The sequence below is a fragment of the Rhodococcus sp. NPDC057297 genome, from assembly GCF_042667435.1.
In the GTDB taxonomy this organism is placed as follows: Bacteria; Actinomycetota; Actinomycetes; order Mycobacteriales; family Mycobacteriaceae; genus Rhodococcoides.
This window is the reverse complement of sequence record NZ_JBHUZE010000009.1, coordinates 182,321-198,421: the sequence shown is the minus strand read 5'-3', so window position 1 is coordinate 198,421 and position 16,101 is coordinate 182,321. Positions and strand designations below refer to the sequence as shown.

13 protein-coding genes and 4 pseudogenes are annotated in these 16,101 nt (G+C 62.1%); 6 read left to right on the top strand and 11 right to left on the bottom strand.

Annotated features, from left to right (window positions below; all coding sequences use genetic code 11):
• Positions 1-103: 103 nt before the first annotated feature.
• Positions 104-937, top strand: a complete 834-nt coding sequence (locus tag ACFULT_RS22845; protein ID WP_378482604.1) for an oxidoreductase — start codon at positions 104-106, stop codon at positions 935-937.
• A gap of 23 nt (positions 938-960) precedes the next feature.
• On the opposite strand, the gene ACFULT_RS22840 is transcribed toward ACFULT_RS22845, so the two are convergent.
• Positions 961-1,584 carry a TetR/AcrR family transcriptional regulator gene (locus ACFULT_RS22840; RefSeq protein ID WP_378482603.1) on the bottom strand — a complete coding sequence of 208 codons (624 nt, stop codon included), beginning with the start codon at positions 1,582-1,584 and terminating at the stop codon, positions 961-963.
• 103 nt (positions 1,585-1,687) lie between these two features.
• On the opposite strand from ACFULT_RS22840, the gene ACFULT_RS22835 reads away from it, so the two are divergent.
• The 3 genes from ACFULT_RS22835 to ACFULT_RS22825 are packed head-to-tail and all read left to right on the top strand — an operon-like array spanning position 1,688 to position 4,637.
• Positions 1,688-2,584, top strand: coding sequence for an alpha/beta hydrolase (locus ACFULT_RS22835; protein WP_378482602.1), 897 nt, complete (start codon positions 1,688-1,690; stop codon positions 2,582-2,584).
• A 36-nt stretch (positions 2,585-2,620) separates the two neighbouring features.
• Positions 2,621-3,478, top strand: coding sequence for an SDR family NAD(P)-dependent oxidoreductase (locus ACFULT_RS22830; protein WP_378482601.1), 858 nt, complete (start codon positions 2,621-2,623; stop codon positions 3,476-3,478).
• 46 nt (positions 3,479-3,524) lie between these two features.
• Entirely contained in the window at positions 3,525-4,637 is a 1,113-nt protein-coding gene (locus tag ACFULT_RS22825; protein WP_378482600.1) for a saccharopine dehydrogenase family protein, read from the top strand.
• 389 nt (positions 4,638-5,026) lie between these two features.
• Here the strand turns inward: ACFULT_RS22825 and ACFULT_RS22820 are convergent.
• The 5 genes and pseudogenes from ACFULT_RS22820 to ACFULT_RS22800 all read right to left on the bottom strand — a co-directional run.
• Positions 5,027-5,774, bottom strand: a pseudogene (locus ACFULT_RS22820) (IS256 family transposase); the annotation flags it as partial.
• A gap of 13 nt (positions 5,775-5,787) precedes the next feature.
• Entirely contained in the window at positions 5,788-6,972 is a 1,185-nt protein-coding gene (locus ACFULT_RS22815) for an IS30 family transposase (protein ID WP_378482599.1), read from the bottom strand.
• Between the two features lie 50 nt (positions 6,973-7,022).
• Positions 7,023-7,397, bottom strand: a pseudogene (locus ACFULT_RS22810) (transposase); the annotation flags it as partial.
• A gap of 853 nt (positions 7,398-8,250) precedes the next feature.
• Positions 8,251-9,555 carry an amidohydrolase family protein gene (locus tag ACFULT_RS22805; protein ID WP_378482598.1) on the bottom strand — a complete coding sequence of 435 codons (1,305 nt, stop codon included), beginning with the start codon at positions 9,553-9,555 and terminating at the stop codon, positions 8,251-8,253.
• A 24-nt stretch (positions 9,556-9,579) separates the two neighbouring features.
• Positions 9,580-11,241, bottom strand: a complete 1,662-nt coding sequence (locus tag ACFULT_RS22800) for an alpha/beta fold hydrolase (RefSeq protein WP_378482597.1) — start codon at positions 11,239-11,241, stop codon at positions 9,580-9,582.
• Between the two features lie 170 nt (positions 11,242-11,411).
• Here ACFULT_RS22800 and ACFULT_RS22795 point away from each other — a divergent pair, with 170 nt between their 5' ends.
• Positions 11,412-12,083, top strand: coding sequence for a FadR/GntR family transcriptional regulator (locus ACFULT_RS22795; protein ID WP_378482596.1), 672 nt, complete (start codon positions 11,412-11,414; stop codon positions 12,081-12,083).
• A 178-nt stretch (positions 12,084-12,261) separates the two neighbouring features.
• Here the strand turns inward: ACFULT_RS22795 and ACFULT_RS22790 are convergent.
• The 3 genes and pseudogenes from ACFULT_RS22790 to ACFULT_RS22780 form a co-directional block, all read right to left on the bottom strand.
• Positions 12,262-12,384, bottom strand: a pseudogene (locus ACFULT_RS22790) (aldo/keto reductase); the annotation flags it as partial.
• 139 nt (positions 12,385-12,523) lie between these two features.
• Positions 12,524-12,637 (bottom strand): annotated as a pseudogene (locus tag ACFULT_RS22785) (hypothetical protein); the annotation flags it as partial.
• A gap of 70 nt (positions 12,638-12,707) precedes the next feature.
• Positions 12,708-13,349, bottom strand: coding sequence for an MBL fold metallo-hydrolase (locus tag ACFULT_RS22780; RefSeq protein WP_378482595.1), 642 nt, complete (start codon positions 13,347-13,349; stop codon positions 12,708-12,710).
• A 211-nt stretch (positions 13,350-13,560) separates the two neighbouring features.
• Between ACFULT_RS22780 and ACFULT_RS22775 the strand changes: the two genes are divergently transcribed.
• Entirely contained in the window at positions 13,561-14,136 is a 576-nt protein-coding gene (locus tag ACFULT_RS22775) for a TetR/AcrR family transcriptional regulator (protein ID WP_378482594.1), read from the top strand.
• A gap of 162 nt (positions 14,137-14,298) precedes the next feature.
• On the opposite strand, the gene ACFULT_RS22770 is transcribed toward ACFULT_RS22775, so the two are convergent.
• Positions 14,299-14,859: a hypothetical protein gene (locus ACFULT_RS22770; protein WP_378482593.1), complete on the bottom strand. Its 561-nt coding sequence runs from the start codon at positions 14,857-14,859 to the stop codon at positions 14,299-14,301.
• Complete coding sequence (locus ACFULT_RS22765) at positions 14,859-16,061, bottom strand: MFS transporter (protein ID WP_378482592.1); 1,203 nt, start codon at positions 16,059-16,061, stop codon at positions 14,859-14,861. Before ACFULT_RS22765 ends, ACFULT_RS22770 begins: the two co-directional genes overlap by 1 nt.
• Positions 16,062-16,101: the final 40 nt, after the last annotated feature.

Below are 16,101 nucleotides of genomic sequence, written 5' to 3'. Positions count from 1 at the left end.
CCAGGCCTGTATCGGCCCGCCCCACCAGAACACCAGCCGACCCCGCCATCCGTTCGAACCGCAGGCGGAAACTAGCATCCACCACCTTTGAAGGGAAAAGGCAATGACACAAATGAAAGTCGCGCTGGTCACCGGAGCATCCTCAGGCATCGGCGCCGACACTGCGATCCGACTAGCAGAATCGGGTTTTGTCGTTTACGGCGCTGCTCGTCGAAAAGACCGAATGGCAGAATTGCTCGACAAAGGCATCACGGCACTGCCGATGGACATTACCGATGAAATCTCCGTTCGGTCTGCCGTGGCAACCATTATCGAGACCTCCGGACGCATCGACGTTCTCGTCAACAATGCCGGGTACGGCTCATATGGTGCGATCGAAGATGTTTCGATGGATGAGGCCCGTCGACAGATGGATGTCAATGTTTTCGGCCTCGCGCAACTCACCAGGGTCGTCCTTCCACACATGCGGTCCCAGAATTCAGGCACCATCATCAACGTCAGTTCGATGGGCGGCAAAATGGTCACTCCGTTGGGCGGTTGGTATCACGCGAGCAAGTACGCAGTGGAGGCGCTGAGCGATGCACTCCGCTTGGAGACGTCTCAGTTCGGGATCCGAACTGTGGTGGTGGAACCTGGTTCGATACGCACGGAATGGGGCTCCCTCGCTGACGAGAACTTGCGTGCCGTGTCGGAAAACGGAGCTTATGCCGAGATTGCCAATCGCGTCGGCACGTCGCTGTCAGCCAGCTCCGAGCCCGGAACCCGGACCACGTCTGGGCCCGACGTGGTCGCCAAGAAGATCACGAAGATTGCTCGATCACAAAATCCCAAGACGCGATATCGGGTGGGTTTCGGTGCCCGCCCGATGTTATTTCTTCGCTGGCTGTTACCCGACCGTGCGTTCGACCGGGTGATTAAGGCGGCGTTCGGCCTCTGACGCGGTGACCGACAGTGTCGTCCTCACAAAGTGAGCATGCCGTCGGTGAGTGCGGCTAGATACGCGTGCAGCAGGTTGTCTATGTCGTCCGATGTCGCACGCAACAGTCCGGGGCGCCACGCGAGAGCCAACAGACCGTTCAACGTTGCCGCGAACATGGTCGACAGGAGCTCTGGGTCGAGATCGGAACGGAGCACCCCCTCCTCCATGCCCTCGCGGAGGATAGCAGCGAGCTTCGCATTCTGAGAACGTGTGACGGTTGCTATATGTTGCAATGCAAGCTGCTCGTCCGGCGGTTCGACGAGGATTCTGAACTCATGAGGGCTGTTGCGAGCGAACGTTCCGTAAGCCTCCGCGACTCGCCTGAGCCGCTCGACGACCGTGCCTGCCGACATGTACGCGGCATCCATGTACTGCCGGCTCTCCAGAAGCGCTTCCTCGGCAACAGCGACGAGAACAGCAGATCTGTTGCCAATGCGGTTGTAGATGGTTTGAACTGCCACATCGGCCCGGTCCGCAACGGCTTCCAACGTGAACGCATGCTCGCCGTTCGCCGCAAGGACGTGTCGGGCCGCGCCCAATACGGTGGCTCTGGTGACCTCGGCTCGCCGCTGAGCCCGACCCGCCGCGTTCGGCATCACCTTCATCGCACCTCCACCATCATGCGGTGAGCCTACGCGTGCTCGTAGCAGTCGTTCCAAATACATGTAAGCCCTTCCATAGTTGGAAGCGATTCCATATGCTGTTTGCATGCATCGAGAAGAGGTGGTCTTCACCGCCGGCGCAGGTTCGTGCGCGGCCTGGCTGTACCGGCCATGGGACCGAAACGCCGCATTCACGACCAGTCCGATCATCGTCATGGGTCACGGACTCGGTGGAACACGGGACCAGCGCCTCGACGCGTTCGCAGAACAGTTCACCACTCACGGATACTCGTGCCTGGTCTTCGATTACCGGGGCTTCGGGAATAGCCCCGGCAACCCACGTGCCGTCATCGACATTGCCAGGCAACTCGAAGATTGGCGGGGTGCCCTGCGCTTCGCTCGCGCGCTCCCGCGCCAAGACGAAGCAGCCGTCGTCCTGTGGGGCACTTCGTTCGGCGGCGGTCACGTCATAACCGTTGCAGCCGAAGACGGCGGCATCGCTGCTGTTGTCGCACAGTGCCCCTTCACCGACGGCTTGGCGTCCGCAACAGCCACTTCCGTGACCTCGACCGCCAAACTCACCATAGCGGGCGTGGTGGACCGAGTTGGCTCGTGGTTCGGCCGCCCTCCGGTGATGATTCCGACGGCCGGCCGGCCGGGGTCCTTGGCGCTGATGACGGCACCGGACAGTGTCGGCGGCGTTCGCTCCCTGCTGTCGGATCCGACCGATCCCGTTCCCCGCGTTGCCGCCCGATTTGCTCTGGACATCGTCCGACACAGGCCGGGTCTGGTCACTGACCGAGTGCGGTGTCCGATCTTGTTTTCGATCTGTGAACAAGACTCGGTTGCACCTGCGCTACCCACACAGAGGTACGCCACTCGGGCCCCACGAGCAGAAGTCACGCTGCACGACACGGGTCACTTCGACATCTACACGGGTGCGGACTTCGACAGAAACGTCGCTGACCAACTCGATTTCCTCCAGCGTCACGTACCAGCCTGAGCTCGCCCCTCCACACGACATGACAGGAGACAGACCGTGTCTCGATATAACCTCGCCGGCCGTACAGTGGCGATCACTGGGGGCACCGGCGGCCTGGCCCGCGCGCTCGCCCCGGCCCTGCTGACACGCGGGGCGCACGTGGCCTTACTGGACATCGACGCCGATATGGCTGCCCAGACTGCCGCACAATTCGGACCACCGAACCGAATCTGCGGCATCGGTGCCGATGTGCGCAGTTCGTCTCAACTCGAGGATGCCATGGCTCGTGCCGCCGACACGTACGGCCGTCTAGACGTGGTACTCGCCAACGCAGGCGTGGGAGAGACGGGCGGCGTGCTCGCACATGACGACGTCGAGCAGTGGGAAACCATGATCGACATCAATCTCAACGGCGTCTACCGCACTTTTCGGGCCGCCCAACCTCACGTAGCGAGAACGCGCGGCTACATGCTTGCCACTTCGTCGATGGCTGCCTTCGTACACAGTCCGCTGCAAGGCGGGTATCCCGCCAGTAAGGCTGGCGTGTGGGCGCTGTGTGACACGTGGCGTCTCGAAACTCGTCATGATGGAATAGCGGTGGGAAGTCTTCATCCCACTTTCTTCCGTACGCCCATGATGGAAGCTGTATGGGAAAATCCCGCGATTGACAGGCTGTGGCACGGCAACACTCGCGGTCTTTGGAAGCAAGCGGACATCGACACCGTCGTGGCGGACACCGCGCGTGGAATAGAACGACGAGCCGCGCGCATCGTGTCGCCTCGGCGTCTGAGTTTCGCGGCCGCTGCGCCGGGTGTGGCACAAGCACTGATTGAGCGCTTCGGGTTTCCTGGTTCGACCATCGAGGATTCGGTAACACTAGCTAAGCGGTCAGAAATACGCGCGCTTCCCGGCTGAGTGGCCCCTCGACGTACGTGCTGCTCGACGATATTCGCTAATCGAGATGGAGACTAGAATGGGAAACATTCTCATCCTCGGGGCGACCGGCTACACCGGAAGGCTGGTCACGCAGGCTCTTGTCAGCCGTGGGCACCGACCAGTTTTGTTGGGTAGACGTACTGCCGCGCTCGAACAGGTCGGTGCCCGGCATGGCGGCCTCGACCACAGGCGGGTCGACAGTTCCGACCTCAGTTCGCTCCGGGCCACTCTCACGGCGGGGGACATCCTGATCTCGACGGTGGGCCCCTTCGAGCGGCTGGGGTTCGGCGTCGCTGAGACTGCGGCCGAGGTGGGAGCACACTATATTGATTCGTCCGGCGAAGTCGGATTCGTCCGGGACTTGCATGCACGCCTCCATGAGAAGTCGCGTTCGTCGGGTTCCGTCTTGCTTCCGGCGTTCGGCTACGACTTCGTCCCTGGTGTACTGGCGGGAGCGTTGGCAGCAACGGGTCACGATACCCAAGACCTGACGCTGCGGATCGGTTATTTCGCAACGGGACCCGTCGGCCGCAGAGGATTGAGCTCTGGAACACGCGCGACCATGGCAGATGGCCTCCTAATCCCCGTGGCCGTTCGCCGAGACGGCCGAACCTCAATCGTTCGCGCTGCCAGCACCACACACGCCTTCGCAATCCGAGGCAGGCGTCAGCGCGGCTTTCTCGCTTCCGGAACCGAAGTTCTCTTTCTTCCACACGACTTCAGGACCTTGTCCACTATCGAGGTTTACAACGGATGGTTCCCGCCGTTGTCACGCGCGATACAGATCACGTCGACCGTTGCCAACTTGCTCGGCCGATTGTCTCACGGCCGCCGCGCCATCGAATGGATCGGCACACGCAGCGCCGGTGCCCCGGGTGGGCCTGACGCGGCCGAGCGTGCGAAAACCCGCACCCATGTGGTGGCGGAGCTCTCCGATGAAGCGGATCGAGTTCTCTCGGAAATCCATCTGGAAGGGCCGAGTATCTACACCCTCACAGCCGAACTGATCGCCACCGCAGCTGACGACTTCTCGCATCGCACTCACACGCCGGGGGTCAGAGGCCCCCTGCAGGTGTTCGGATTGGAAGGTTTGGGGCGCCTCTGCTCTTCTATCGGTCTGACGGAGGTTGAACGGTAAGAAGGCAAGTGCAACCGGACGTCGCGTTGCGACGTCTACGAGGTACGAATTCGTATCTTTCTGTGTGAGCTTGGTCAGACTTGCAATCGAAACTAGGTTCGGATGTTGCATCGGCGGCACTTTGGACCCGACACCCACGCCGTCAGTTCTTCGCCTTATCATTCCATTTCAGAGGTGGAGCGCACGCGGCCCGATCACGGATGTAAGACTTTGCAGCATAAAGCACCGTGTCGGCCACGGTGGTCACCGCATCGATCGCGGCGGGACATCTCGCTGACCGTCCTCACCGGGTACAGCCGTACAACGCGCGACCCACGCTGACGGTCACCCTGATATGAACTAGCCTGGGAGGAGTGTCCGATTAACGGTGAATCCGATCTCGGCGCCGGTTAGTTACCGTTCGGGGTGATGCGTCCTTCGAAGGTGATCGCAAACGCGTTCAGCGCTGGCTCCACCTCATTGCCCATTGCGGGCTTACCTTTCCCGGTGGGGTCCAGAGCACGCGTCGCCAGATATAGGCACTTGAGCGCCGCTTGCTCGGTCGGGAAGTGCCCACGAGCCCGCACAGAACGCCGGCAGCGGGCGTTGACGGACTCGATCGCAACGGCCCTCGCAGATCACCCGCCTGATCTCGACGTCGTAGTCCAAGAAGGGCACGAACTCACTCCACGCGTTGTCCCACATGTTGACGATCGCCGGATACTGACCACCCCACTCTCCGGCGAACTCCGTGAACCGTTCCTTCGCCGCCGACTCCAATGAAGCTGTGTACACCGGCCGCAGATCACGCGCCATCTCATCCCAGTACTTCCGCGACGCGAACCGAAAGGTGTTGCGTATGAGGTGAATAATGCAGGTCTGCACCACCGCCAACTCCCAGACGGTATTGATCGCGTCCGGCAGCCCTTTTAGCCCGTCGCACACCACGATGCAGACATCGGCGACACCGCGGTTCTTGATCTCGGTGAGCACCGCCAGCCAGAACTTTGCGCCTTCGCCACCCTCGCCGGCCCAGATCCCCAGGATGTCGCGTTCGCCGTTGACCGTCACGCCGATCGCGACATACATGGGCCGGTTGGTGACCTGACCGTCGCGGACTTTGACGTGCACGGCGTCGATGAAGATCACCGTATACACACGGCGGATTCCACTAATCGTGGCGAATCTCGGGATAGCGGTCTTGGTTCCACCATCGTCGCACAGCTTGGTTCGGTGTGAGGTCGTTGAGGCATAACCTCGGACGGTCGTTGAGTTCGTTGGCGATTTCGTCGAGCTGATCTTGGGTCCAGTGGTTCAAGTCGGTTCCCTTCGGGAAGTACTGCCGCAAAAGCCCATTCGTATTCTCGTTCGTGCCTCGTTGCCACGGTGAGTGAGGATCGGCGAAGTAAATTTTCAGGCCGGTAGCGGACGCGATCCGCTCGTGATGAAACATCTCGTTGCCCTGATCCCAGGTCAGCGAGCGCCGCAGCGCGACGGGCATCCGCGTGAAACGATCGATGAGGGCATCCCCGACGGACTGGGCGGTGTGGCCACCGTGGATGCCGACCAGGATCGTCAATCTCGTCTTGCGCTCGACGAGTGTTGCGATCGCCGATCTCTGGCCGGCGCCGATGATGAGGTCGCCCTCGATATGACCGACCTGACGACGTGATTCCACGTGGGCTGGACGTTGCGCGATAGGCGTCATTTTCGTTGACTGCTTGAGCGAACCGTCCTTCGAGCGCCCACGTCCGCGGCGGCGTCGATAGGTTCGGCCGGTACGTAAGGACCCACCTGTCGCAGCAAGAACCAGTCCGCGGTACACCGCTTCGTAGATCGTCTCCACGCACACGTGCCACGCTGCATTACGGGGGTAGCGTCGCCGCAACCATCGGCTGATCTGGGCCGGTGACCAGCGTTGACTGAGCTTGTCGGCGACGAGCAGACGGAGTGCGTCATCGCGAGCGAAGACACGCACTTTCGGGCGTCGTCGACGTTGATAGGCCTGGTTGTGAGCGAACCACGGTTGGTAGCGACCATCGGGTTTTCGATTGCGTGCGATTTCCTTGTACACCGACTGGAAGGATTTGCCGATGCGTTCGGCAATCGACTTGACCGGCTCCTTGCGGGCCAGGCCATCAGCGATCTCGATGCGATCGTCTTGGTTGAAGTATCGGCTACTGATCGGGCTCTCGACGTAGGACACACTGCCAGCGTCGATGAACCACAACGATCCACAGCTCAGCGACACGCCCACCATCGCCGAAGCCTTCGACCCCGACAGGCCCTCTCTGATCAACTCGAAGTAACGGCGCTTGCTCTGCTGTGGTGACTTGTTCCACGCATACCGGGGCATCGAAATCCTCTCGGGAAAGGATTCGCTTCGACCGATGGAATCTGCTCACGCTCGAGTGGACGGTTCTGCCACTCGGTCATCTCCCCGACGACTTTGTCGTTGATGCGGGAGATGGTGCCTTTCAATACCGTCGCACCATAGATGTCCTGAAAGTGCGCGGACACTTCACCTGTCGTCAATCCCTTTGCAGTAAGCGACAATACGATTTCGTCGATACCTGTCAGGCGGCGTTGTCGTTTCTTGACGATCTGCGGCGCGAACGACGAGTCGAGGTCCCTCGGGACATTGATCTCCACAGGTCCGATCTCGGTGAGCACCGTCTTCGGCCGGGTGCCGTTGCGAGAGTTGCCGCTGCCGCGGCCGGCTGCGTCGTGTCTCTCGTAGCCGAGATGCTCGGTCATTTCCGCATCCAGCGCGGTCTCGAGGTGATCGAGGAACGCGCAGATCGCGTCGGCGTCGAGATCGGTCCAGTCCAGCCGTGACGGGGCTCGGTGGGTCCGTTGTTCGATGAATGCCAGCAGCAGCCGCATCGTATCTCGGTAGGCGGCGATGGGTGTGTTCGCTGGCGGGACGCTGCATGGTCAACTGGACGCGCAACGCAGCACTGCCGGTCCACATCGCATCTACGGGCGGGACGCGGTGGGCAGAGTCCGGCTGTTGCGGCAGCTGTCTTCAGCAGGTCTGTCGAGTACGGTGATTGCGTCGATGTCGCCGTGTGTCGACACTCCGACAGCGCAGGCCACCGCGGAGTTCCTCGCGATCATGACGGCCGAGCACGGCCGTATCAATGAGCAGATTCAGGCACTAACCGAGACGCGTGACCAGCTCGGCTACCTCATTTCTGTTGCAGGTCAGAACCTCCCGCTCGAATCCGTGCTGCCGGCTCCTACGTCTAAATGGCCAGTATGTGAGGGTCCCTAACTTCTTGTGGTTGTTCAACGCCATGTCGTAGTCGGCGAGTTCTTGGCGTGGAACGGGAGGCAAAAATCCTGAACGCAGTGATCGGGCTGCTGGGTGAAGTGGGTTACGACGCGGTGACATCAGAGGGGGCGCACGTCCAGTCCAGCGTCGGTACAGCAACTCTGCACCGACGCTGGAAGACCCAGTGCGACATGGTGATCGCAGCTGCCAAGGCAGGTTCGACGCAGCGCGTCGACTCGGACGAGATCGACACAGGAACCTTGCGGGGAGGCTTTCTGGCGCTGTGTGCACGCCTTGCGGCTACAGCCGACCGTACGGTGCCGTCCTGTTCTCTGCTCTGGTTGTTGCTGTCGAGTGTCAGGCGGGAACGGGCGACCCGCGGTGAATTTCGTCCAGCTCGCGTGGCCGTGCTTCGATGCCGTTGGTCGGATCTTTGTGGAAGCGACCACCTTTCATGATGCCGACGATTTTGGACTGATCTTGCAGAACTGTGATGTCCTCGAGCGGATCACCGTCGATGAGGATCAGGTCGGCGTAGAAACCGGGCGCAACCTGACCGAGATCGTCGGGCATACGCATGATCTGGCCGCCGAGCGCAGTGGCAGCGAGCAACGTTTCCTTCGTCGTGTAGCCGAGAAGGTTGACGAAGTGCGCCAAATCGCGGGCGTACGTGCCGTGCGGTGTCCACGCAAATCCGTAGTCACCACCGGGTAGAACACGGATACCGCGCTCCTTCATCTTCTTCAACCCGTCGATAGCGCATTCGAGTTCGTGCTTGTACCCCGCTGCTTCGGCGGCCTCCGGTGGATAGCCGAACGCGGCTGCATCCTGCAAAGTAGCTACGAGCCAATTCAATCCGGGTGCGACGAATACTCGGTCTTTCTGCTCTTCGAGCATATCTAGACCTTCGTCGTCGATGAACGAGGCGTGGTAGATGATGTCGACACCGTTGCGCAGTGACATCTTCACCGATTCACCCGACCGCGCATGGGAGCAGACACGGAGCCCGCGGCGATGAGCTTCGGTGACAGCGGCGAGGGTCTCTTCGTCGGAGAAGTAGTTGTCCTCGGCGTGCTGATTGCCGGTGATCTCTTCACCGGACATCGACAGCTTGACCAGGTCCGCGCCCATTTCGACGTTGCGACGTACCTGTTTGCGCATTTCCTCGGGTCCGTCGGCGAAGGCGGTGATGCCATCGACCAATGCACCACCGGTGACAGCGATTTCCTGACAGTTCGCCAGGTAACGCGGACCGGGGATCTGACCGTCGTTGATGGCGTTGCGGATCACCACGTCCAGGCGCGGCTTTGCCGCAGCAGCACCGACGCACATGGTGTAGCCGGAGTCGATGTACGTCTGCGCCGAGCGAGCGCACAACAACGTGTGTTCCTCGACGCCCATGGTGCCCAGGCCGGGCAGATCAGCGGAGTTGACCCAGGAGAAGTGGGTGTGTGCATCGCAGAGACCGGACATCAGAAACTTGCCCTGCCCGTCGACGACCCGAGCACCGTCTTGCGGTAGATCGCCGGCTCCCTTGCGGACCTCGACGATACGTTCGCCGTGAACGAGGACCTCTCCCTCGAACGGGTCGGAGCCGGAGGAATCGAAAATTCGTACGTTGGTGAAGAGAACTGCCTGATCCGTGGACGGTGACGACGTCATTGTCGGATCTCCTTTCTGAGTAAATCAGGGCTTGACCAGGAAATCCTGGAGCCGGTGGGTGACCGAAGCGGGGTCTTCGAGCGAGTGCCAATGTCCGACGCCCTCGAGAACGTTGAGTTGGGCACTGGGGTAACTTCCGAGCAATTCTTCGTTGACCGCGACCGGGCTGACCTTGTCGCCGTCTCCGGTCAACAGCAGGACCGGGACGGAGATCGACGCGAAGTCCGGGTTCTCGGCCGCAGCGAGTGCTTCGCAGGCAAAGGCATAGCCTGCGGGGTCCTGGCCGAGGAGCAATTCACGAACTGCCGCAACGGTGACCGGCTTGCTCTCGTGTGTGGTCGACGACAGTGCCGCACCGAGAATGGTGTCGGCGACAGCAGACATTCCCCCTTCACGTACGGTGCGCGCGCGTGCCCGGGTCGCAGTCTTGGCGGCGTCTGGTTGTGCCTTGACCGGGCCGAGCAGAGCGAGCTTGCTGACGCGGTCCGGGTAAGTCGCAGCGAAGGTCGCCGCCACGAGAGTCCCCATCGAATGCGCCACCAGTGCTGCCTGCTCGATGCCCTCGGCGTCGAGCAGGGCTTTGAGTTCCTCGACCCACCCCGTGATCGAGTTGGGGCCGGCGACGGGTGAACGACCGTGTCCGGACAAGTCGTACCGCAGCACGGTGTGCGTTTCGGCGAGAGCGGCAACCTGCGGTTCGTAGACAGTGGTGGATCCGCCGAGACCATGGATGAGCACAACGGCGGGGCCGGTGCCGGTCTTCTCGACAAACAACCGGCTGGTGCCTGCCGCGACGAGATGATCGGGGTCGCTGGGTTCGCCGATGACATTGCGCAGTTCACCGAGTCCCGGTGCAGAGATGACGACCTCGTCCCCGGGGACGAGGTACTTCGGTGGGTCGAAGCCGATTCCGACACCGACCGGAGTTCCGGTTGCGATGACGTCACCGGCTTCGAGAGTGATTCCTGCGGTGAGGGTTTCGATGATCGTGGGGACGTCGAAGATCAGTTGCGAGGTGTTGGTGTCCTGGCGGAGCTCGCCGTTGATGCGAGTCTGCAGCTGCAGGTCGTCGATGTCGATTTCATCGGCGGTCACTGCCCACGGTCCGAGCGGGCAGAACGTGTCGAGCGACTTGCCGATGAACCACTGCTTGTGATCACGCTGTAGGTCGCGAGCAGTCATGTCGTTGATCAGGGTGTAACCCCAGACGTAGTCCAGGGCGTCCTCTTTGCTCACCTTGGATGCGCGTTTGCCGATGATGACGCCGATCTCGCCCTCGTAATCGAGCGCGGAGGTGATATCGGTGTGGGGATCGATCGCATCGCCCGAGGCGATGACCGTCGCGGCCGGTTTGGTGAACACCACTGGATGCTGGGGAACGTGCTGTCCATCAGCGGATCCGGTTGCGTCGAAGCCGCTCTTGGCGAACTCGGCTGCGTGCTCGCTGTAGTTGCGGCCGACGCAGAACACGTTGCGGTGGGGGACGATCGGGGCGAGGAGCTTGCCCCCCTCGGCTGCTGTGGCCGCAGTCAGTCGGTCCGTGGCGGCCGAGCCTGCGTCGATGACCTGCTGCAGCGTGGTGATGGATTTGCCGGTATTGGCGAATCGGACTGCGCGGGCAGCCCCGTTCTCGTCGACGGCGCAGATCTGTGCGCCGGTTTCTGTCTGAATTCGTGCGAATCGCACTGAGCCTCCCAAACCAATGTGAACCAAATTGTTATTCGGTCCGTATTGGTTACGATAGATCGAGAAACTGTGACCGTCAACACTTGCTTGCAATTCCAAGCGCCGCCCTCACAGGAGGTTCATCGGCTAATATTGGTTCACATTGGTATGGCTACAGGTGGGAGGTTGTTGTGACGCTGGCAGTCGGTCCTCATGCGGCCACTCTTCGGTTCATCGATGGACTGGTCGCAGACGGTGGCCTCGGTCCCGGTGACAAGCTGCCGACCGAGCGGGATCTCTCCGCCTCCGCTGGGGTGAGCCGCGCAGTGGTCCGCGCAGCTCTGGATACGCTCGAAGAGCGGGGCGCTGTAGTTCGTCACGTCGGCCGCGGAACGTTCCTGACACCTCGCGCCTCGACCGAGCTCGAGGTGGCCGATCATCCGAGTCCGGCCGAGATCATGGCATCCCGTTTCGTGCTCGAACCTGAACTCCTCCCGCTGGCGGTCAATGCTGCGACCCGGGCCGACATCGACGAGATGCATCGCTGCCTTCGCGGCGGTCACGACGCAACCACGTCGGAGGAGTTCGAGCGCTGGGATACGTTGTTGCATCACAGTTTTGCGCTCGCCACTCACAATATGGTGCTGATCGGGGTCAGCAAACTGCTCATCGACAGCCGTAGCCAGCCGATCTGGGGCTCGCTCAAACGCCGGAGCTTCAATCCGGAACTGAAGCAGTGTTACTGCACCGAACACAAAGCCATCGTCGCTGCCCTCGAGGACAGGGACCCCGCTGCGGCCAGCGAGGCGATGCGTGAGCATCTTCGCCATGTGCGCACAACACTGCTCGGCGTCGATGGCTGACTAGTTTCCGCAGATCGCTAGTGCCACAGAATGATTGAGACGGGAATCGATTCAGGAGACCACACCGGGTGGCGGCGAGAGCGGCTGGTCCGAATCCACGGCCTGGACGGCTCCCGTTATCGAGTGCACTGATCGCGTGCACATCCGAATCCGTCATCTCGAAATCGAAGATCTCGATGTTTTCGGCGACGCGCTGAGGAGTTGCCGACTTCGGCGTGGCTATCAAGCCCAGCTCGATATGCCATCGCAATACGATCTGGCCAGGACTTTTCTCGTACTCTGCTGCGAGTCGCCGGATCACCGGCTCGCTGAGCAGGCCCGATCCGGGGCCGAGGGGGCTCTATGACTCGGTGATGATGCCTATTCGAAATGTGGTGGTTGCGCGAGTCGCGTCGATTGGTAAGCGGGTTGAGTTCGATTTGATTGACCGCAGGCACGATCTCGGTGGCGTCGATCAGCGTGTCGAGGTGAGCGGGCTTGAAGTTCGATACTCCGATCGCACGTACTGCGCCGGTGTCGAGCAAGTGCTTCGAGAGCGCGCCACGTCTGGACATACAGCCCGAGTCCTGTCATAGGCGCGCAGGGCCGACTCGTACCCGTGGTGGGCATTTGCGAGCTTGCTGGTCACGAACAGCTCACTGCGTGGAGCAGCCAGCGGAGGCTGCCGTCGGCTTCGACTGTCTGTACGGCGACGCCGCTGTGCCCGCGTGAATGTCCCGGTAGTTCGACCATGACGATTCTGGGGCCCGAGTGCTCGAATTCATGCAGAACGGGCAGGCCGAACCATTGCTCTCCGGTTGGTTGGTGAGTAATCCAATGCGGATCTTCGATCCAACCGCCTCGGTACCTACGCCGCTCCATGATCGTGCGCGGGCCGTGCGCACTCGCCAGTTCGGTGTCGTGTATGTGCACTGCGGCGTCGGGGAAGTCCGACAGGCCTGCGCGGTAGTCGACATCGAGGTGAGTCATGTAGATGTGTCGGACTTCGGAGGGGTCGAACCCGGAGGCTATGACCTGCCGTTTCGCTGTCGCCGCCGCGTCGGCTGTGGGCGCGAGGAGGAATGCGACATCGATACCGAGCGTGCGCCGCGGATGAAGGAGTTCGGTTGCAGCGAGCCCGGTGTCGACGAGCACCAACCCGACGTCGGCGTCGATGAGCAAGCAATGACAGACCGCTCTACCCCGGCGCGCGATGCTGCCGCCGCCTTCGACGAGTCGCTGCGATGGCGGATTCAACGGTCCGCAATTGAGATGCCGAACAGTCATGATCGTTCGATTTCTCTGCACAGGAGCATGTTTGACAGACGACGCAGAACCAGAGGCCACGATGGGATGCTTGGGGCTCAGCCGCCGAGACCGAAAGTAGCATGATCGTTCTACCGGAGCAAGGGTGCACCCGAGGTCGCGTACGGGTATGCCGCGTCCGATAGCTTGAACCCGGAAACGTTTCGGCCATGCTTCGAGGAGGACAGCGCCCGTGTCAACCGCGCGCGAAAAGCTCGTGCGCACCACCATCGAACTGGTGCGCCGCTACGGGATCGCAGGCGTCGGAGTTAGCGAGATCGTGACCGAAAGCAAGGTTGCGCGCCGTTCGTTGTACATCAACTTCCCCGCCGGCAAGGCCGATCTGGTCACCGAAGCAACCCGGCAGGCAGGCAGCGACACCACGGCGGTGGTCCAGTCGATCATGTCCGCCGACCGTCCCGTACGCGCATTCGTGGAAGTATGGAAGGGCTTGGTCTACAGCTCCGACTTCGAAGGCGGCTGCGTCATCGCGGCCGCGGCGATCAGCCGGCGCGAGGCTCCCGAGGCGGCAGCCGAAGCGAGCAGGGCGTACATTTCCTGGACGCACGTTCTCGCCGAACGTCTCGAACAAGTCGAAGGTCTCGACCACGACGACGCGCTCGGGTGCGCGACGACCGTCGTCGCCGGCCTCGAAGGGGCATTGCTGATGGCTCGCGCCGCGAAAACGACCGAGCCACTCGATGCCGTCACCGCCCAACTCGAACGCCTCATCGATGCACAAAGCCCGAAGGCAGAACCGCGCGAGTAAAAGCGAGCGGGTCGGGTCGGCCGCTGACAGATGAATCCGACGGCCGTAACTTAAACGGGCCGGTGCAAAGCCACTGTTGCTCAGGCTTGAAATCTTAAACAGACGAAATACGGAATTGCACAGCAGTTCTCCCGCACTGGGTGTCGGTGGCACGCGGTTTTCTCAGGGTGTGGCCTTGTCGCCGAGCAGATCGAGTGTGCGCCGAAGGAGCGCTTCGATGCGGTCCTCGACGTCGTCGACCATGTCCGGGACATCGGCCAGGGCGGTGTGGGCTCGCCGCCGCGCGTCGACACCCGCGCGGTAGTACCCGGAATCGAGCTCCGGCGATGCGTGGGCGTTCTCAGCAAAGACGGTCCGGTCCTGCTCGATGTCAGGGAGTGGTCTGCCGATGGGGCGTCGTGGGGTGTGCAGCGGTGAGAGCCCGGTACGGTGCGCGGTGATCACCGATCCGATCTCGGCGGCGGTCGCCGTCAACTCGGTCGTGGGCCTACCCCGTCGGCGCTCGGCGACGGGACTTTCGTCGAGCAGGTGGGCGGACCGCATGGACGAGACAAGATCCGTTGCGGCTCCTGTACTGAGGTTCAAGTATCTCGCTGCCGACGCGCGCGTGATTCCGGGCCTCAGGTACATCAGTTCCAGTACCGCGGATGCAGCGGACCATCCCGCCGCTGTTCGGCGATACCGTTCGTGTTCTGTCCGGCGATTGTCTTCGCGCACGAGCATCAGACGGGTGTGCGTTTCGGTGCCGCGAGGACATTCGCTGCGCCGAGGCAGATCGCCATGGCAACGATGGGGAGAACGAAGGCGTTGTTCAGGCCCACGATATCGGCCAGCCACCCGACGACAGCGGGTCCGGCGAGGACCGCGAGGTAGCCGGCACCGACGACTCGGGAGAGGTCTTTCGCGGAGGCTCCCTGCAGGTTGCCGGTTGCGGTGAATACTTGTGGCACACACCCGGACAGACCCAGGCCGAGCAGCACCCATCCGGTGCAGGTCAGCGCGAGTGCGGGAGAGAGAACGACGACAGCGAGGCCTGCCATGGCGAGGATCGAGCCACCGCGAAGTACCACGACGGGGCCGACCCTTTCCGCGACGCGGTCGACGGTGAATCTGCCGACCGTCATGGCCGAGACGAAGCACGCCAATGCCAGGGCGCCGGCACTGGACGTTCCGCCGAGGTGCTGTTGGGCGTGCAGGCTGCTCCAGTCCATTGCAGAGCCTTCGGTCAGCAGCAACAGGAAGGCAAGGGTTCCCAGCAGAATCAGTCGCCACCGTTGGCGGGGTGCACGGCCGGAGACAGTGTCGTCGACTGTGTCGTTGTCGCTGCTGGAACTGCTTGCGCCGCTGCGCCGTCGCGACAGGGTCGGCGTCGCCGCGGCTGCGAGTCCCAGCGAAAGGGCGGCGACCACCACCGCCGTTGCGGTCACTCCGATGTCCAGGGCGAATGCCGCGGCGCCGACGAGAGCGCCGATGACGTTACCGATGGAGAACATTCCGTGAAACGAGGCCATGATGGGCCGTTGATAGTCGCGTTCGACCTCGACCGCTGCGGCGTTCATCCCCACCTCGCTGATGCCGACGGCGAAGCCCAACATGAGGGCGGCAACCGCTACTGTCAGCCATGTCGTCAGCACCAGCGGAGGCACGACAGCCAGCGACATCGCTACCGCCCCTACGGCGGCCACCGGTCCGCTGCCGTAGCGGTCGACCGCGTATCCGGTCACCTGCATACCGAGAACAGCGCCGACGCCGAGAATGAGCAGGATCGCTCCCATGCTCGACGATGAAGCACCCACGGCCGCTTTCACGGACGGCAGATGGGCCGCCCACGTGCCCAGCACGAGACCGAACGATACGAAGACAGCGAACACTGCTATGCGGTCGCGGGCCAACGTTCGTCTAGGCGCGGCGAGCGTGGTTTCCATACGTCATTCCTTCGTGGGTCGATAGCTGGTGGTGTGTTGT